The following is a 19,293-nucleotide window of genomic DNA, read 5'->3' as shown; positions in this document are numbered from 1 at the left end:
GCTTCTCTTAACTTGTTGTTGAAGGAGGGCTCACACTAGCTAATTTAGCTAAATGTGTGAGTCCTCTTTGGCGTTAGTCATTGACGAGGACGAAGAGACGTCCTCAGGACGTCTTTTTTTAATATTTTATTATCATTTTATTAGTCAATATAAAGAGAGACGTCTCTACTTATTGATTTAGAAAGCTAGGAATTATCGTTGGAAACTAATCAATCCTTAAAGAAAAAAATGGCGGCACGCCATATTACAATGATTGCCCTTGGTGGTGCAATTGGTGCCGGTCTTTTTAAAGGAAGCTCATCAGCCATTGCTGCCGCTGGTCCCTCTGTTTTAATCGCTTATTTTATCGGTGGTATCGTTCTTTATTTTGTGATGAAGAGTTTAGAAAAACTCGTGCTCAGTTCAAAAAATCCCCATGGTCTATCTGGACTTGTTCAGCCTTATTTGGGTAATCATACAGCTGATTTTACAGACTGGGTTTATTGGTCAATGTGGATGATAAATATCATTGCCGAAGCCGTTGCTGCTGCTAGCTTTTTGCAGCTTTGGTTTGCTAATATTCCTACTTGGGTCTTTGTTTTAATCATTGCTCTCTTAACTTCTCTTATTAATTTATTTTCAGTTGCCCTTTTTGCCGAAACAGAGTATTGGTTGGCTTTTATCAAAATAAGTGTTGTTATTTTATTGATTATCTTTGGGGTTTATCTTGTGGCTAAGCAAGTATTCAATAATGATTTAATTACTACATTCTCCAGAATGACTAATCATGGTGGCTTTGCCCCACATGGTCTAAAAGGAGTCATTAATTCCTTACTGATTGTTATTTACTCTTATGGTGGTTCTGAGCTAATTGCTATTACTGTCAGTGAAACTCAAGATCCGAAAAGAGCAATTCCTAAAGCCATTCGCGGTGTAATTGGTCGAATTATCTCTTTTTATATTATTCCTATGTTTTTACTTCTTGTCATTTATAATTGGCAAACTTTGGCTGCTTCTTCAATAAGTCCTTTTGTCATGGTCTTTAATAAAATGCATATTCCTTTTGCCGGAGATATTGTCAATCTGATTATCATTCTAGCTCTTTTCTCCTCAATTAATTCCGGAATTTATGCTTCGTCTCGCCTTCTTTTTTTCCGTTTGAAAAATCGTCAAGGAAAAATGGCCCAAACAATGTCTCATTTAAATAAACACCATGTTCCTCAAAGAGCTGTTCTTTTTTGTTCGGGTACACTATATATCGGTGTTGTTCTTTCTTATTTTGTTGGTGACCGTTTATTTAATTACTTAGCTGGTTCACTTTCCTACACTGTTTTGGCCGTTTGGTTCTTAATTAGTCTCGCTGGATTTGGTCTCTCCCTTAAAACAAAATCACTTTCTGGGAAAACGATGAGCCTCCTTGCCCTAATTGCTCTCTTCTTCATTCTCATTGGTATTCTATTTACTAACCCAATCGGAGTGACTGTTTTCACTGCAATTCTTTATATCATCATCTTCATCAGTTATCGAAAAAAGAATGACGCCGTCAGTGAATTAAACTAATCAAAAAAAGCTTGATTTTTCATCAAGCTTTTTATTTTTGCTGACAATACTATTTGCTCTTATTATTTTGCTCAAAAGATTTTTGAACAAAATAACCCGAAAGCCAAATAGCAAATAAAATCCCTAACATTCCCAAAAGCATCGCTGCAACTTCTGCCATCAGTAATTTTGAGTTAAAAATATCAGCCAAACGATAATTTAAACGTACAAACCAGAGAATTAAACCAACTGTCGCTCCCAAAACTCCAAAAAATAGCGTATTGACTGCTGTTCCCAAAATTTGTTGAGAAATGATTTCCCTTTGACTTTTAAATTGCTCAAGACTCATGGACTCATCTTGCTCAACAACTTCTGAAAGGCTGGCAGCTAAAGCCATGGCTGATTCAGCAACCGCACCAAGCATGGAAATAACCATGACAACAATTGCGACATTTGAAAAATTAAGACCCACATTTAATGACAGATTTTCTAATTCATCAACATCTTCTGTTGCAAATCCTTGAAATTGACCAAAATGTTGAATGATTAAAGCCAGAATAAGCAATGATAAGACAACAATGATACTCGTTTTAAAGGTAATTAATGTGACTTCACTTTCGTCAGCAGACATAAATATGGCGATTGCCAAAATAATTACTGACAGGATAACCAGAACGACTATCGCATTAAAGCCCCATGAAATTAAGGTAATCAGAACAAAAATCGCAATAAAATTGAAAGCTAAACCGATAAGATTACGTAAGCCATCTTTTTTGGCAACTAAAATCATCAAGACAATTAATAAAATCAAGAGGATAAGGAGTGCATTCATAGTGAAATCCCCTTTCCTTGATGACTTCTAGCCAAAGCAAAACTTGTGAAAACAGCGGTAATTGGAACAGCCAGTACAATCCCAATGGCCGAAATGATTGTTTGCAATAATCCAAGATTAAGGCCAACCGTCGCAATATAAGACCAAGAATTGCCATTTCTCAATAATAAGAGGGTCATTGGTAAAGTTTCCGCCATAAAAATCATGAACAAAACATTTGTCAAAGTTCCAATAAGCTCTTGACCAATTGAAATTCCTGATTTAATGTAATCTTTGCTAGTCATATTTATTTTGTTTAATTTATTTTGTCTATCCAAACCAAAAAGACCTGCAACAATATCACCTGTTCCGTCCATGATTGCTCCCAAAACCGAAATCATTGTGCCAACAAAGAAAAATTCTGATGGATTTTGGGTCACATAATCTAAATATTCAAAGTGAATGCCAGAATTTCCTGTCATCTTTAAAACGAATAAAACAATCGAAAATGTTAGAGCCGTTGTTAAGACTGTGGTAATAAATGTATAAAGCATCTGCCTTGTTGGCCCTAAGACAAACAAGAGCGATGAAGCCGCAAAAATTACTGACAGAAGTCCAAAAAGTAAAATAACCGGTGGATTAAATTCAACATTGAAGGCGATAACGATGACAAAGTATAATAGATTTAAAATCAAGGATAAAAGCAGAAAAAGCGAAGCCTTAAAGCGTTCAAAACTGATTAGAAAACCAATAAATAAAACGACAAGAGCAATAATTAATGCATCTCTTTTTAAGGTTACAATCTGATAATTTCCCGAAATTTTCTTTAAAATCACTTGCTGACCGACTCGATATATCTGTCCAGTTGTCTGCGATAAGGTTGTCGTATTCTCTAATTTAAGGCTTATAGGTTCTGAATCCTTTGCATTGAGGACTTTTATCGATAATTCTTGTGTTATTTGGCGGTCTTTATTTTGGAAATCATCACTAACTTCATGATTGCTTAGCGTTTTAGCAACACTTATTTTCCCAACTGGTGCCTTATACAAGAATTGGTCATGACTAACGAGAAAAAATGCGACAAGAGCAAATATAATGGGCAGTAGCATTTTTTTGAATATCCATTTTATATTCATAAGTTTCCTTTTACAAAACCAAAAATAATTATTTTTAGTTATTATTTTTTAAAATGACAAATCAAAAGACGACAAAGCTGCCGTCTTTTTTATTAGGCTTTTAAATCACTGACCTTATCAGAATGTTCTATCGTATCATGCAAAGTTGCTAAAGCTTCTTTAGACTTTCCAAAAGTGAAGAATTGATAACGTTTGCCAGCATAAGAAAATCCAAAACCAAATTTAGTTGTTTTTACGGCTGTAATGTATTTTAAATCAATTGTTTTCATTCGCACACGCGGAAAAGTTGTAAAATGAAGCTCATCATCAGCAATGAAGAAACGATGTGGCCAAATCAAAGTGATAAAGATAATATATGAAGCAATTGCCAAAATAGTCAAAAACCAGTTGCCCTCTTTATTAAATTCATAAAAAAGTGTCCGCTCGAAGCTTAAAATAATGATGCCCCAAAGCAAAACCAATCGATGATTAAGTGACACTGGAAGAAAATATCCTGTTTTCATTGGTTCCTCTCTTAATATAAAATGCTGATAACTTTGGAAAGTTGAATAGGTCATTCTAAAGATTTCCGTCAGCAATTTATTTATTTAATTTTTATTAATCTTTCACTTTTGGTGAATCTTGCCCTTTTTGGACTTCTGGAATATCAACTGAATAATCTGGTAAAGTTGATTTTCCTTGATTTTGGCTCAGCAAGCTATTTGATCTAGCTGCTAAGTCTTCGTTTTCCTTCTTCAGTTTCTTCTCAGTTGCTTTGACCGTGTAGTTGTAATCTTTAGGGTCAACAGCTTTGAAGCCTTCCGGCGTGTAGAATCTGAGGAGATTTTGATTATTTAATTTATCAGATGCTTTCAAGAGATCAGAAACTTTTTGCTTGGTTTCTTTGACATATTGTTCTTGTTGAGCATTAAGTTTCTCAATCTGCAAGCCTGTTTGGGTGTCATAAAAACTTCCATTCAAACTTGGCTGCGTAATTGTTGGCGTAACAAATCCACCATTTCGCAGAGCCACAAAGTCTTGTCGGCCAGAAGCAAACATATCTTGACCAAATTGAACATATTTCTTCGTATCAATTCCAAGTAAATGTTCTAGCGTTGGCATGACATCAAGTTGACCAACATAGGTATTGATGATATGGCCACTGGTTTGTCCAGGAATATCTACCATAAATGGTGTTCGTTGTAACATCGTAGTGTCATAACTATTAAGCGTATCTCCGTTATAACCAACATAAGGAGCAAAAGCCTTATTATCACTACCAGAAATTCCGTAGTGGTCACCATATAATACAATGATTGATTTATCGTAAAGACCTGATTTTTTCAAATAATCATAGAACTGTTGAACCGCTTGGTCCAAATAATGAGCTGTTTCAAAGTAACCGTCAACTAACTTGTTTCCTGAATCAACAGTTGCGAAGTTTGGATCTTTATCTTCATCGTCCATTGTATAAGTTAAATGGTTGGTAACTGTTAAATATTTAACATAAAATGGCTGTTGCATTTGTTCAAGCAGTGGTACTGAATCACGGAAGAGTAATTTATCTTTGATTCCCCAAGGACTCATGTTTGATGCGGAATTATCAAAGAAACTTTGGTCAAAGAAATTTTGATAGCCCATTTGTTTATATGTATTCAATCGATTATAGAAAGCACCAACATTTCCGTGAACTACGGCCGAGCTATAGCCATCGGTTTGATTCAAAATTGCTGGCATTGCTTGGAATGTTTGTGTTGAACCATATTTTGCAAAAAGTGAGCCAGCAGGCAAACCAAATGTTGAAGTTTCCAATAAGTTTTCGGCATCAGATGTTTTTCCTTGTCCAACCTGATTAAAGAAATTACTAAATGAATAAGTAGAATTTGAATGATAGATTGAATTTAAGAATGGAGTCACAACATGCTCTTTACCGTCTGTCCCTTTGATTTTCAAATCAATCAAAGCTTGTTGGAAAGATTCTAAGTGAATTTCAATGACATTACGGTTTTTAGCAATCCCATACATTTTCATATTTGGCGCCAAATAACGATTTGAAGCAATATATTTTTGAATTTCTTGCAAACTTTCTTTGCTAGCATCTTTACGTTGCGTATTTGCCAAATGAGTATAGTAACTGTCAGTTAGCATCCATGGGCCTAAGCCAAGATAACGTACAATATATGTTTTATCTGATTGAGCTTTGCGCAAAATTAACTGATGCTTATTAAAATCGCCGAACCAAAAGTTCAAACCAAATAAAGCCAAGCCCATTGAAAGATAGGTAAATGCTCTTTTGGCACCAACTGGACGTTGGTCAAATTTGATTTTTTTAGCAATCAATAACACGATAATCACGACAAGGTCAATCCAATAAACCCAGTCCATCAAATGAACAGGAACTGAACCAAAGTCAAAACCATGCTGGAACATTCCAGCTCCACCCGTCATCGTATCAATCGTGATAAAATCGGTAAATTCTCGATAATAGAGAATATTGAGGTAGAGCAAGAAATTTGCTGCAATGGTCAAGACTAACGTTGCTAGATAAAATAGCGACGTCCTTCTAATAAAGAGTAATACAGCAAAGCAAATCGCTGTAAAGCCAATCGGATTAATAATCATCAGCACTAATTCTGCTGGACCAACTCCCCGAAGATTAAAAACTCCGAAGTAGGCAATCATCGATTTAACCCATACAAAAAATACAATAAAACTAAGCAAACCAACACGTGTGTTGAAAGCAGATAGTAATTTTTTCAATTTATTATCCCCAGAAAATATACTCATTCTTCCTTAATATAAAGAAAAACTGCAGTCAATTCATTAATAATTAACTTATTAATAAATACGAAAAACGCCAGATTTCATCAACTTTGAAATTAATGAAATTTTTTAAATTCATGTTTTTATTGCTTAAATTATACGACTTTCCTTGTTTTTAGGCAAATCATATACCAAACCATAAATTAGGCAGTCCTTCAAAAATCAATCTATAGTGTAGCATTTATAAATTAAAACTATCTTAAATTTCAATTTACTGCTGAATCAAGCTTAACTGAAATCATCTTAGAAACCCCAGCGTCAGCCATTGTAACCCCATACATCGAACCAGCTGCTGCCATTGTTCCTCGACGATGTGTTACAACGATAAATTGATTACTATTGTCAAAGTGATTCATATAATCACCAAAACGTTTAACATTAGCTTCGTCAAGCGCAGCTTCAACTTCATCAAGAACCACAAAAGGTACTGTACGTACTCTTAATATCGCAAAAATCAAGGCTAAAGCTGTCAGTGCTTTTTCGCCACCACTCATCAAATTCAAACTAGATAATTTTTTACCAGGAGGCTGAACCTTGATTTCAACGCCAGCTTCAAGAAGATTATCACTTGTTAATTCCAAATCTGCCATTCCCCCTGCAAACATTTGGGCGAAGGTCGTTTTGAAACTCTCACGAATGGCATCAAAGCTTGTTTTGAAACGAATTTTAACTTCATCATTCATATCATCAATTGTATTCAATAGCAGATTTTTAGCTTCTAACAAATCATCTTTTTGACTTGAGAGGAAACTAAAGCGTTCATTCACTTCATCATATTGAACGATAGCATCTAAATTAATCGGACCTAATGCCTTAATTTGACGCTCTAACTCTTTAAGTTTTTGCTCTGCTGCTGCTAAATCTTCCAATTTTTCAACTGTAGCTTGCGCTTCTTCAAAACTCATTTGGTGTTCACTATTTAAAGTTTCTTGAAGAGTCATTAATTGACCTTCAATTTGCTCCAATTGCATTTCGTAACGCGTTTTTTTCGTATTAAGTTCCTGCGTTTGTTGAATAAAGTCTTGATTATGCTGTTCTAAATCTTCCATTTGAGCAGCTAAGTCCTCACGCTCGAATTTTAGACTGACCATTCGGACATTAATCTGACTCAATCGTTCTTCGACTTCTGTCAGTTGTTTTGAGAAATTATTTCTCTCTGTTTCGTCGAATTGGACAGGATTTAAAAGTGCTGTCAGCTGATTTTTTTCTTCTGATAATGCTGACAAGTCAGCCAATAAACGTTTTTCATCAGCTTTGATGAACTTCAATTCACTGGCAACTTCTGATTGTCGAAGTTGGGCATGATTCAAAGCCTTTGTTTTTTCTGACAGTAAGTTTTTGTGAGTCTGACTATTTGTTTTAACTTCTTCAAGTTGCTTTTCAATTTCCCCTTTTCGTTGGGTAATTTTTGTAAGAAGCTCTGATTTATTTTCATTTTGTCGAGTCAGCTCAAGCAGATTACTTGTTGATTCTTGAGTGGCTGACAGATCTGTCAGCTGTTCTAAAGCACTCTTTTGTTCTACTAATTGTTCGATTTTTAGATTTAAAGATTGCTCAACAAAACGTTTTTCTTCGCCTTGACTTTTCAAAATTTCAACTTCTTTTAATAAGTCTTGACGTGTTTTTTGGGCCTTCTGAACTGCTTGTTCTGCTTTTTTTAATTTTTGTTCCGATGAAACGATTTGTTTTTCTAAATTAGCAATTTCAACAGAAGTAAAGGTCGTAGAATTGCGTTTTCCAGCTCCTCCCGCATAAGAACCGCCGGGATTTATTTGTGTACCATCAAGCGTGACAATCCGCACCGTATAATTCATCATACGCGCAATAGCAGTGGCATTTTCTGCCGTATCCACAATCACTGTTGTTCCCAAAAGTGAGCTCATTGCCTTGTGCAACCGCTCTTCAAAATGGACAAGATTGATAGCCAAATCAACAAATCCTGTCATATTCTGAATACGGTTTAGTCCATTAAATTCTCGACCTTTAATAGTCGTCAGAGGAAGAAATGTTGCTCGTCCTAAACGTTTTTCACGTAAGAAGGCAATCGCCCGCTTTGCCGCATTTTCATCTTCTGTGACGACATTTTGACTCCCACCACCTAAAGCAATATCAATGGCCGTTGTATATTTAGGGTCAAAGGTCAATAAATCAGAGACCACCCCAATCAATCCGCCAATTTCAGATGCATTTTGCATGACCGCGCGAACTCCAGCAAAAAGATTACTATGGCTGTCACGAATATTTTGTAAAGAGGCCAAACGAGCTTTATGTTGATTGAGTTCTTGCAGATAATCATACATTTCATTTTGTGCTAAACGCTCTAATTCTGCTTGTTTTTTCTCTGCTTGATTTTGCTTTTCAAATTCTGCTAACAACTGGCTGATTTCGGCTTGTACAGTTGTCAATTTTTCTTGTGTTTCAGATAAATCTTTACTTATTTTTTCAAATTTAGTCAAGTTTTCTCTGACAGATTCATCCTGCTCGGATTGGCGACGACTCAAATCAGCTATTTCTGCCTTATTTCTTACAATTTCATTAGAGATTTGAGCTTCTTTTTCAACCAATTGGACAAATTCATCACGCAAACGCTCCATGATTACTTCTGGTGATTCAGAAAGGGTCGCTAAATCCGCTGACAAATCCGTCAGTAATTTATCTAATTCATTTTTTTCTATCAGTAAAATTTCTGATTTTTCCTGAACCTCTGACAAATCTTGTTCTACTGTCAACAAACGGCTTTTTAAATTTTCAAGTCGTTCTTCACGTTCAGCAGCTGATTTCTCTGATGAATCTTTTTGAACATCAAAGAGTTCGATTTTTCTTGTTAGATCTGATTTTAAATTTGAAAAATTAAGCTGGTCCGTTTGCAATTTTTCTTGTTCAGCTTCGACCTTTTGACGCTCTCTGCGCAACTGACCGACTTGTTCATCATATTCTTTTTTACGAGCTGACAATTGCTTTAATTCAGTGACCACTTCTGTCAAATCAAGTTCAGTTTGGTCATATCGAGCTTTTTTAGTTTCCAATTGTCCAACTAAAACCGCTAGGGATAAGTCAGAACGCACGGCTTCTAACTCTTGAAAACGAAGTGCCACATCACGTTGCGATTGTAAGGGAACCAGCTGACTATTCAACTCAAAAATAATATCTTCTAAACGATCAAGATTGTCCTGTGTTGAATTTAATTTAGATTCCGTTTCATTTCGGCGATTTTTGTATTTTAAAACACCTGCCGCTTCTTCAAAAATAGCCCGTCTTTCTTCTGGTTTTGAATTAAAAACCGATTCAATTCGACCTTGAGAAATAATTGATAAAGAATCACGTCCTAAACCAGTATCTGTAAATAAGTCATGAATATCGCGTAAGCGACATTTTCGACCATTCATCAAGAACTCCGAGTCTCCATTGCGATATAAACGTCTTGTTATCACAACCTCTTCTTGCTCATCTTGCCCTTGTAAATAATGGTCAGAATTATCAAAATGGGCAATGACCTCAGCATAATTTAGTGCTTTTCTTTTCTCTGTTCCAGCAAAAATAACATCAGGCATTTTCCCGCCACGAAGCGCCTTAGCAGACTGTTCGCCTAAAACCCAACGTAAAGCTTCAACAATATTTGATTTTCCAGAACCATTGGGACCAACAACCGCGGTTATCCCTTTATCGAATTCAACTTTAGTCTTATCGGCAAAGGATTTAAAGCCGACAATTTCCATTTTTTTAAGATACATGGTTTTGCCCTTTTATTGCATTTTCTGCAGCTTTTTGTTCTGCCACTTTTTTGGATTTTCCTAGACCACGACCCAATTCTTTGCCATTGTTATAAACCGCCGCAACAAATGAGCGGTCATGGGCAGGTCCTTCTTCTTTCAAGATGTTATAGGTAATTGTGGTTTCACCACCGACTTGTAGAACTTCTTGTAATTCTGTTTTATAGTCAATCACTTTAACATAATCATCATTTTTAACATGGGGAATCACGACATGTTGAATAAACTTACGAACTTCATCCATCCCTTGATCAATAAAAAGGGCACCCAAAAACGCTTCAAAAAGGTTTTCTAGTGTTGTCTCTCGGTCACGGCCACCCATTTTTTCTTCCCCATGACCTAATCGTAAGAACTCCCCAAATCCACAAGAACGTGAAAAGTTAGCCAACGACTCTGTCCGAACAATACTTGAACGCATTTTCGAAAGCTCCCCCTCAAGTTTTTCCGGATAAGTTCGGTAAAGGTAATCTGAAATCACCAAAGATAAGGCGACGTCTCCCAAAAATTCCAAACGTTCATTGTTTGCAATCTTTGGGAGCCGTTCTTCATTCGTAAATGAAGAATGTGTAAAAGCTGTTTTTAACAAGTCTTCATCATTGAAGACTAATCCATAATCATTTTTTAATTTTTCTTGAAGCTTGAGCATAAAAATCTCCTTCACTTAAAACTTCTATTCATTTATAGTTTTATCCCTTATTATACCAAAAAAAACTTTTTTTGTATGACTTTCCTTGTGGAATGGCACTTTTTAATGGCTTAAGAATAAAAAACATTAGATAAAGTAAATTTTATCTAATGTTTAAATTTGCAAATTTTATTTTTCTGGCTTAGATTGAATGACCTTATCCAGATACCAATCCACATCATCTTTAGAATAGCCTCCAATTTGACTATGGAAATTTTTCCCCAATATTTCTTTTCTATCTAAACTTGTCATTAATTGTAAAAATTCATCTACTTCTGCTTTCTTATAACCGTAGATTAATGAGCGAAAATTTGGATTATTCAAATCAATTGATGCCAGTTTTTCTTTTTGTTTAATCCTATTCTCCTCTTGATGTGTTTCTGCATAACGATAGGTAGCAACTTCTTTCAAAAAGAACTTTACATCCATTTTTATATATCCATGAAACTCTGATTTAAACTTCTTTTTTGTGAGTTCATCTGATAAAGAGGGTTTTTGCGAGATGAATAATAAGTATTCATCTACTTCTGCTCGATTATATCCAATTCCAAGCTCACGCGAATTCCAAAATAAACTCGCAGTTTTAAATTTTTTCAATGATGGATTTTTTAACTCCGCCAGCTCCTTGTCAAATCTATCATCTTTATCATTCATAAAATTTCTTCCTCCATAAAATCTACTCTTTCAGACTCTATTATCCAAAATTATATCATTTTTCTTATAATAAATTGATTTCATGAAAAATAAAATTAATTCTGATTTACACTTTAGGAATAAATAAATCCCCTAAAGTAGCTGCCATCACTGCTTTTATCGTGTGCATCCGATTTTCGGCTTGCTCAAAAACGACTGAATTTTTAGAATTAAAAACTTCATCGGTGACTTCTAATTCATTAAGATTATAATTTTCTTTGATTTCTTTCATGACTTCCGTATTCAAATCATGGAAACTTGGCAAACAATGCATGAAAATAAAGTTTTTATTTATAATCTTATCCACCACTTTTTGATTGATTTGGTAGGATTTTAGTAACTTGATTCGCTCGGCTGTTTGGCTTTCTTCACCCATGCTGACCCAGACATCTGTATAAACGATATCGGCATTTTCAAGACCATTTAAATCCGAACGAATGCCGATTTTGCTGTGTGTTCTTAGCGCATAATTACGAGCAAGTTTTCGAATTTCATGAGCAGGTTGCAAACTTTCTGGCGAGATAATTGTTACATTGACCCCCAAAATTACCCCTGTCACCAGCAACGAATGGGCCACATTGTTGCGACCATCGCCAACATAAGCAAGAGTCAAACCTTTTAAATAACCAAAATGCTCTTTAATTGTCATAAAATCAGCTAACATTTGCGTGGGGTGCCAATCATCAGTCAGACCATTCCAGACTGGCACTTGCGAGTCTTTCGCCAAGATTTCTACATCACTTTGTTTAAAGCCGCGAAATTCAATGCCGTCAAACATGGTTCCCAAAACCTTTGCCGTATCCGAAATGGATTCTTTTTTCCCAAGCTGAATATCATTTGGTCCTAAAAATTCAGGGTGCGCCCCCAAATCAATGGCAGCTGTCGTGAATGCGGCTCTTGTTCTTGTCGAGGTTTTCTCAAAAATAAGAGCAATATTTTTATCTAATAAATATTTATGTTGAATATGTTCTTTTTTTAATTTTTTTAGATGAATGGCAAAGTCAATCAAATAAAGCAACTCATCTTTACTAAAATCTATTTCTTTTAAAAAACTTCTTCCTTGAAACATTCTCTCTCCTTTGTTTGCTTATATCGTCAGTAAATCTGTCAGTGATTAATCAAAGTCCCTTGACCTCTGTCAGTAAATAATTCTAGCAATAAAGCATGTGGCACTCGTCCGTCGAGTAATACGGCCTGTCCCAAACCTTCTTGCATGGCGTATTTAATGGCTTCTATCTTTGGAATCATGCCGTCAGTAATTTTTTTCTCTTTAACTAACTTTTCCAGATTGGTCAGGTTAATTTCATCAATAAATGAACCTTCGTCAGGAAAATTACCATATAAACCGCGTACATCACTTAATAAAATAAATTGCTCGGCACAAAGCGCTCCAGCGATTCGACTGGCTGCGGTATCAGCGTTGACATTATAAATTTCGCCATCAAGACCAATAGCGGCTGACGCAATGACCGGAACAGCATCTGTTTGATTGATGCGCTCAATGATTTCCGGATGAATCGCCGTAATTTCTCCAACATAGCCTAAATCTTCAGAAATAGGTTTGGCTTCTATTAATTTACCATCAATTCCTGAAACACCAATCGCATTACCTCCCAAGCGAATGATATCTTGAACCAAACTTTTATTTACTTTTCCAGCTAAAGCTGTCAACGCTAATTGAGCCGTTTTTTTATCTGTCACGCGCAATCCTTGAACAAATTGACTTTTTTGTTCATATTTTTCAAGTAATTCTCCAATAGCAGGTCCTCCGCCATGAACCAAAACAACTTTAATTCCAACTGTTTTAAGTAATAAAATATCTTTTAGAATACTTTCTTTCACTTTTTCATCAATCATGGCATTGCCGCCGTATTTGATGACGACAGTTTGGTCACGATATTTCAGAAAATATTTGAGGCTTTCAGTTAAAGTCTGTGCAGTGATTTGTGAATCTGTCATAAAAGTTTCTCCAATAATTCTGCTCCTTTTTGCAATTCTTCTTTGGTCATGACAAGCGGCGGCAATAAACGAATGACATCGTGTCCAGCTGACAAGGCAAGCAAGCCATTTTCGCGTACTAAAGCAAGAACTTCGGGCACTTTTTTCTCGTCAGCAAGTTGAATGCCAATCATCAGGCCTAATCCACGAATGCTTTTTACTGTTGATTTTACTGACAACTTTTCTGTCAGTAAATTTAGGAAAAAATTTCCTTTGTCAGTAATATTTTCTAAAAAATCATTGTCCATTGCTGTCAAAACTTGATTGGCGCAGGCCATAGCCAAGGGATTTCCACCAAAAGTTGAGCCATGTTTTCCAGCTGAAAAATAATGAGCATAGTTATTTTTAGCCAACATTGCTCCAGTTGGAAGACCATTTGCCAAGGCTTTTGCAACTGTAAAAATATCCGGTTCAAAGCCAAAATGTTCAAAAGAAAAAAGTTTTCCTGTTCGCCCGATTCCTGTTTGAACCTCGTCAACAATCAATAAAATTCCTTTTTGCTGACAACTTTTCAATGCTTGAACAAAATCTGCTCGAATTGGCAAAACACCCCCTTCTCCTTGAATAATTTCAAAGATAATAGCGCCGATTTTCTCATTTTCAACCACCTGTTGAAGGGCAGCCACATCATTATAAGGAGTTGCTACAAAATCTGGGAGCAATGGTGCAAATCCAGCTTGAATTTTCTCTTGCATGGTGGCACTCATGGCTCCAAAAGTTCGACCGTGAAAACCATCAGTAAATGCTAAGATTTTGTGACCTGCTTTAATCAATCGTGTTAATTTTAAGGCAGCCTCATTGGCCTCTGTTCCAGAGTTGCAAAAGAAAGCTTTGTACTTGTGATTTTGACTTAACTTTGCTGCCACTTCTTCTTGCAGAGGATTTTGATAAAGATTTGAAAGATGAGGCAGACTGTCAAGTTGGACTTTAACAGCATTCTTGCCCTTTTCAAAAGTGTAACCTAGATTCATCACTCCAATGCCGCTAGTAAAATCCAGATATTTATTGCCTTTGTCATCATAAAGATAAACGCCCTGACCTTTGGTCAAGCTAAATGGTAAGCGTCCGTAATTTTCAAATAAATCCGTCATTATTTTTCCTCATTTTTTCAACTGGTATATAAAGCATTAATTTCGACATACTTGTAAGTCAAGTCACAGCCCCAAGCCTGGCCATTGCCATTTCCACTATTTAAATCTGCCACAATCTTAATCTTGTCTTCTTTTAATTTTTCAGAAAGAAAAGCATTGTCAAAAGTGACTGGCGTCGAATGATAAAGGACAAGTTCATTTTGAATTTTCAACTCAATATCATTAACTTCAAAAGTTGCCACTTGCCCGATAGATGAGATAATTCTGCCCCAATTGGGGTCAGCTCCAAAGATAGCCGTTTTGACCAGGCTTGATCCGACAATTTTTTTGGCAATCATTCTAGCTGATAAATCATCTGGTGCTCCTTTGACTGTCACTTCAATCAACTTTGTTGCACCTTCTCCGTCAGCTGCAATTTCCTTAGCCAAATGCTGACAAACCTCTGTCAGCATTTCTTTAAAAAGTTGATAGTCTTGACTGTCAGCCAGAATTTCTTGATTTTTGGCTTGACCATTTGCCATGACCAAAACCGTATCATTGGTCGATGTATCTCCATCTACCGTGATTTGATTGAAGGTTTTTTCAATGATTTCTGACAGCATTTTTTGAAGTAAGCTTTGCGAAATTTTGACGTCAGTTGTGATAAAGGCAAGCATGGTTGCCATGTTTGGATGAATCATGCCAGACCCTTTGCAAACGCCAGCCATATTGACCATTTTTCCACCAATTTCACTTTCAAAATTAATGGTTTTACATTTAGTATCAGTCGTTAAGATGGCTTTGGCAAAATATTCGGGCTTGCCATTTTGTGATAATTTAGAAATTCCATTGACCATTTTTTCCATCGGAAGTTGAAGGCCAATCACACCTGTTGAACAAACTGCCACTTCATCGGCTTTGATTTTAAATTTTTGAGCAAATACTTTTTGCGTTTTTAAAGCGTTTTGAAACCCTTGCTCTCCCGTTACCGCATTAGCCACTGCTGAATTACAAATAATTGCTTGTGCTTGACCATTTTTGACAATGGCACGGTCGATTAAAACAGGTGCCGCAGCAACTTTGTTTGTAGTAAAAACGCCCGCAATCGCAGCCGGAACGTCACTCAAAATCATCCCTAAATCCAAATTTTTATATTTTAATTGTGCATGAACTGCGTCCGCAACAAAACCTTTCGGACTGGCAATTGTTCCCATTATTTTCTTCATTTTTTCCTCTTCTATCGTCTTGGCATAAAGTTTAAACCTAAACTTTCATCATAGCCAAATAACTGATTAAAATTTTGTACCGCCTGTCCCGCAGCGCCTTTCATGAGATTATCAATCACTGATACAATGCTTAAAACATTGGTCACTGGATTGTAGGCCAAACCAATATCACAAAAGTTTGTCCCAATCACATCTGAGAGCTGCGGCATTTGTCGTCGTATTCTAACAAAAGGTTTGTCAAGAAAAGCCTGAACATAAGCTCTTCTTATCTGCTCAATGTCGAAATTACTGACTACTTTTGCATAAGTACTGACAAAAATTCCTCTGCTGACAGGAATTAAAGAAGTTGAAAATTGCAGGGCTTGAAAATTCGGATTCCAAATTTTTAATTGTTGAGCAATTTCCGGAATATGCTGATGAGCATTGACTTTATACATGGACATATTATCCGCTACATTGACAAAATGACTTGACTCAGAAAGTGTCTTTCCAGCTCCTGACAAACCCGATTTAGCATCAACAATAATCGAATTTAAATCAATCATTTCATTTTTCACTGATGGATAGAGCGCAAGTAGAGTTGCAGTCGCATAACAGCCGGGATTAGCGATATAGTTCCCACTTGCTTTTCCAATATCCGCCAGATGATATTCTGATTTTAATAAATATTCATTTTTTATATTTGTATTTTTATACCATTTTTCGTATGTTTCAACTTTTTTTAAGCGAAAATCTCCTGATAAATCAATGACAGGAAAATCTGCATCTATAAAAGCTAAAGCCAAGTTTTGACTCACTCCAGATGAGGTTGCAAAAAAGACGGCATCACATTCTGCCATAATTTCTTCGTCATTAAATTCACTGACAGTCAAGTCAGTCAAGTTTTCTAACTGTGGAAAAAGCTCTGACAATTTTTCTCCATAATGGCTTGTTGCACAGACTTTTACCACTTCTACTTCTGGATGACCATAAAAAATTCTAAGAAGTTCTAGTCCACTATAGCCTGTAATCCCAACAATTGCGATTTTTTTCATATCTATACCCTTTTTATGTATTTTTATACACTATACTACTCTGATTTTTATTTGTCAAGAATTTATTGTATTTTTATACACTTTTTCAAAAAATAAAAAAAGTAGAACATTGCTATTCTACTTTTTTAGATTAAATTCATCATTATTTATGTATTTTAATCCATTTTAATTTTCGTAAATTCCAATATGTTCATGTTGATATTTTCCGTCTTCAATCATTTTTACGACCGCTTCGGCATAGTCAGCATATGAAATTCGGCTTTTTCCGGCTTTATTGTGTCCCAAAACATCTCCGGTGATTGTATAATCATTTGTTTCTAAACCTTCTGGGTCAAAAAATTCTGCTGGGGAAAAGAATGTGAAATTGAGTTTTGAACTTTCATAAATCAAGCTTGCTTTAGCCATCTCCAAAAGTGTTGGATAATATGGTAAATCCGTTGGTGTCACATCTAGTAGGCGTTGATCGCGGTTCTCATCAAGATAAAGTGAACTTGCTCCTCCCACGATGATTAAACGACTTTCTGAACCGTCAAGAATTTTTATCATTTTCTCTGCTACTTTTGAGTAATCTTCTTCTTGACCTGCTGGTGCACGATGAGCCAAAACGATGGCATCAAATCCAGATAAATCTTCTGCAGTCAATGCAAAGATATCTTTTTCAAGAACAGCAGTCACTTGATTTTTTAATCGCTCTTTATTTCTGACAATGGCAGTCACTTCATGACCATGACTAAGAGCTTTTTGGGCAATTAAACTTCCAGCTTTACCAGTAGCAGCAATCACAGCTATTTTTTTCATTACAAACTCTCCAATCCTTTATTTATTTTTATTATAACAAATTAAGTAATTTTGGCTTCTAAAAATGGTTCAAAAAAAGCAGCAAGTGCTGCTTTACTATATTTATCGGCTTAAATCCACTCTTTTCCCAAGTTTATCCATCACAAACGCCCCAACCAATAGACTGGCAAATTCACCCAGACCAAGTGTCAACCATGTCACAAAAAATGGGGCTCCAGCGACAAATTTTAGCTCCAGAGCAATGGTAAACATACTAATTGAAAAGAAAATTGCAAAAAACAGAAAGGCTTTATTTAACTGACCATTCCAAAAATACTGTCCTTTAAAGCGTTCAAATAAGAAAAGACCAAGACTTAAGAAAATTAAAGTTGATAAACCACCAACAATCACATCGACCCAAGTGAAAGACAAAAAGTTTGAAATCATACAGCCAATCGTAACTGCAATAATATATTTTTTATTGAAGAATGCTGTGAAATTTAACATTTCCGACACCCGAAATTGGATTGGCCCATAAGAAATCGCGCTCAGACCCGGCGTCATCGTTAGAATAACATAAAGAGCGGCAACAATCGCAATCGTAACAATATCATAAGTTCTAGACTTTTTCAAAATACTCTCCTTTGGCGACAAAATGTCGCGTTTAATATGCTTGAGCAAAGGGAAGAAGGCTCAAGGGTTGACTCGCAATTGAGCAACGTTTTTATTTTAACAGATTTTTGAACAAATGAAAAGGAGTGACAAAGATTTTCTTTCATCAGTAAATAGAGAGAGAGGTTAGTTTCGCTGACAGCTGTTAATTTTTTGTAATCAATAAAAACTCTCTCAAGACAGACCATCAAGTAGATGTGCCAAAAAGAATCTCAAAAATTACTGACAGAATTTTTTTCACAGAAAACAACCAATTGAGCAACTCGTCAGTAAAATCAATGAGTCTGTCAGTACTTTTGTAATTAATACAGACTTTCCTACAATAAATAAAAGACTTACCAACATGCTGATAAGTCTTTCAATATCTTTTATTTAATTGTCCAACCTCCATCAATTGGAACAATTGCTCCCGACATATAAGAAGCCTGTGGACTGGCTAAAAAGAGAGTCAGATTAGCCACTTCATCAGGGCTGGCCCATCTTTTAGCTGGTGTCTCATCTGCTACCCACTGAGCCATCTGACCGTTATTTTCAGTAAAATCAGCCGCATTCATCGGAGTATTGATTGCCCCCGGAGCGATGGCTGCTATTTGAATCCCATGTTGCGCCTCATCTAAAGCCAATTGTTTTGTCAGTCCAACAATAGCATGCTTACTGGCCGTATAAGCGACACCGCCTCCACCTGCCACTAATCCGGCAACCGAAGCCATATTGATAATGACTCCTGATTTTTGCCTTTTCATTTTAGGTAAGAAAGCCGAAATCATCAAATACATCGAATTGAGATTCGTTGACAAAATACGTTGCCATTCTGCAAAATCGGTTTCTTCCAAGGTTTTATAAGCATCCAAAACGCCCGCTGTATTGAGTAAAACATCAATCGTTTCCACTTCGTTAGACAATTTTTCAACTGCTTGAGCATTGGAAACATCAATCATTTTTACTGACAGGTTATTTGATTTACTGACAGATTCGTCAGTAAATTCTTGTAAGTCAACAGCAACAACTTGTGCGCCTTCGGCCAAAAATGCTTTTGTTTGAGCCAAGCCAATACCACTGGCAGCACCTGTAATTAGCACTTTTTTTCCAGAAAATTTCATT

Annotated in this window: 16 protein-coding genes and 1 riboswitch; of the genes, 1 reads left to right on the top strand and 15 read right to left on the bottom strand. The window is 36.0% G+C overall.

Annotation, left to right across the window (positions count from 1 at the left end):
• The first annotated feature begins 198 nt into the window (after window positions 1–198).
• On the top strand, window positions 199–1,539 hold the full coding sequence (locus KW2_RS03775) for an amino acid permease (protein WP_021036950.1): 1,341 nt from the start codon (window positions 199–201) through the stop codon (window positions 1,537–1,539).
• Window positions 1,540–1,588: 49 nt separating this feature from the next.
• On the opposite strand, the gene KW2_RS03770 is transcribed toward KW2_RS03775, so the two are convergent.
• The 15 genes from KW2_RS03770 to KW2_RS03700 form a co-directional block, all read right to left on the bottom strand.
• Window positions 1,589–2,350, bottom strand: a complete 762-nt coding sequence (locus tag KW2_RS03770) for a YibE/F family protein (RefSeq protein WP_021036949.1) — start codon at window positions 2,348–2,350, stop codon at window positions 1,589–1,591.
• Complete coding sequence (locus tag KW2_RS03765; RefSeq protein ID WP_021036948.1) at window positions 2,347–3,465, bottom strand: YibE/F family protein; 1,119 nt, start codon at window positions 3,463–3,465, stop codon at window positions 2,347–2,349. Before KW2_RS03765 ends, KW2_RS03770 begins: the two co-directional genes overlap by 4 nt.
• A 92-nt stretch (window positions 3,466–3,557) precedes the next feature.
• Window positions 3,558–3,968 carry an EbsA family protein gene (locus KW2_RS03760; protein ID WP_011675941.1) on the bottom strand — a complete coding sequence of 137 codons (411 nt, stop codon included), beginning with the start codon at window positions 3,966–3,968 and terminating at the stop codon, window positions 3,558–3,560.
• 94 nt (window positions 3,969–4,062) lie between these two features.
• Entirely contained in the window at window positions 4,063–6,231 is a 2,169-nt protein-coding gene (locus KW2_RS03755) for an LTA synthase family protein (protein ID WP_021036947.1), read from the bottom strand.
• A 242-nt stretch (window positions 6,232–6,473) separates the two neighbouring features.
• The gene (smc, locus tag KW2_RS03750; protein ID WP_021036946.1) at window positions 6,474–9,998 is read right to left on the bottom strand and encodes a chromosome segregation protein SMC; all 3,525 of its coding nucleotides are present in this window, start codon (window positions 9,996–9,998) and stop codon (window positions 6,474–6,476) included.
• Complete coding sequence (rnc, locus tag KW2_RS03745) at window positions 9,988–10,683, bottom strand: ribonuclease III (protein ID WP_011675938.1); 696 nt, start codon at window positions 10,681–10,683, stop codon at window positions 9,988–9,990. Before rnc ends, smc begins: the two co-directional genes overlap by 11 nt.
• Window positions 10,684–10,851: 168 nt before the next feature.
• Window positions 10,852–11,376 (bottom strand): DivIVA domain-containing protein, encoded by a 525-nt coding sequence (locus KW2_RS03740; RefSeq protein ID WP_021036945.1) that lies wholly within the window; start codon window positions 11,374–11,376, stop codon window positions 10,852–10,854.
• Window positions 11,377–11,482: 106 nt separating this feature from the next.
• The gene (gene argF, locus KW2_RS03735; RefSeq protein WP_021036944.1) at window positions 11,483–12,484 is read right to left on the bottom strand and encodes an ornithine carbamoyltransferase; all 1,002 of its coding nucleotides are present in this window, start codon (window positions 12,482–12,484) and stop codon (window positions 11,483–11,485) included.
• A gap of 38 nt (window positions 12,485–12,522) precedes the next feature.
• Window positions 12,523–13,374, bottom strand: a complete 852-nt coding sequence (gene argB / locus KW2_RS03730) for an acetylglutamate kinase (RefSeq protein WP_021036943.1) — start codon at window positions 13,372–13,374, stop codon at window positions 12,523–12,525.
• Window positions 13,371–14,504, bottom strand: coding sequence for an acetylornithine transaminase (locus KW2_RS03725; protein WP_021036942.1), 1,134 nt, complete (start codon window positions 14,502–14,504; stop codon window positions 13,371–13,373). Before KW2_RS03725 ends, argB begins: the two co-directional genes overlap by 4 nt.
• Before the next feature lie 17 nt (window positions 14,505–14,521).
• A complete protein-coding gene (gene argJ / locus KW2_RS03720) occupies window positions 14,522–15,709 on the bottom strand; it encodes a bifunctional glutamate N-acetyltransferase/amino-acid acetyltransferase ArgJ (RefSeq protein WP_021036941.1) in 1,188 nt (395 codons plus the stop codon).
• A gap of 11 nt (window positions 15,710–15,720) precedes the next feature.
• Window positions 15,721–16,743 (bottom strand): N-acetyl-gamma-glutamyl-phosphate reductase, encoded by a 1,023-nt coding sequence (argC, locus tag KW2_RS03715; protein ID WP_021036940.1) that lies wholly within the window; start codon window positions 16,741–16,743, stop codon window positions 15,721–15,723.
• A gap of 165 nt (window positions 16,744–16,908) precedes the next feature.
• Window positions 16,909–17,541: an NAD(P)-dependent oxidoreductase gene (locus tag KW2_RS03710; RefSeq protein ID WP_021036939.1), complete on the bottom strand. Its 633-nt coding sequence runs from the start codon at window positions 17,539–17,541 to the stop codon at window positions 16,909–16,911.
• Window positions 17,542–17,643: 102 nt separating this feature from the next.
• A complete protein-coding gene (locus KW2_RS03705; protein ID WP_021036938.1) occupies window positions 17,644–18,153 on the bottom strand; it encodes a QueT transporter family protein in 510 nt (169 codons plus the stop codon).
• A riboswitch (PreQ1 riboswitch) is annotated at window positions 18,151–18,257 on the bottom strand. (Overlaps the previous gene by 3 nt.)
• 303 nt (window positions 18,258–18,560) lie before the next feature.
• Window positions 18,561–19,292 (bottom strand): 3-oxoacyl-ACP reductase, encoded by a 732-nt coding sequence (locus KW2_RS03700; protein ID WP_021036937.1) that lies wholly within the window; start codon window positions 19,290–19,292, stop codon window positions 18,561–18,563.
• Window position 19,293 lies beyond the last annotated feature (1 nt).

The sequence above is a fragment of the Lactococcus cremoris subsp. cremoris KW2 genome, assembly GCF_000468955.1.
GTDB lineage: Bacteria > Bacillota > Bacilli > Lactobacillales > Streptococcaceae > Lactococcus > Lactococcus cremoris.
The sequence above is the reverse complement of the archived record's forward strand: the minus strand, read 5'-3'. Positions and strand labels throughout refer to the sequence as shown.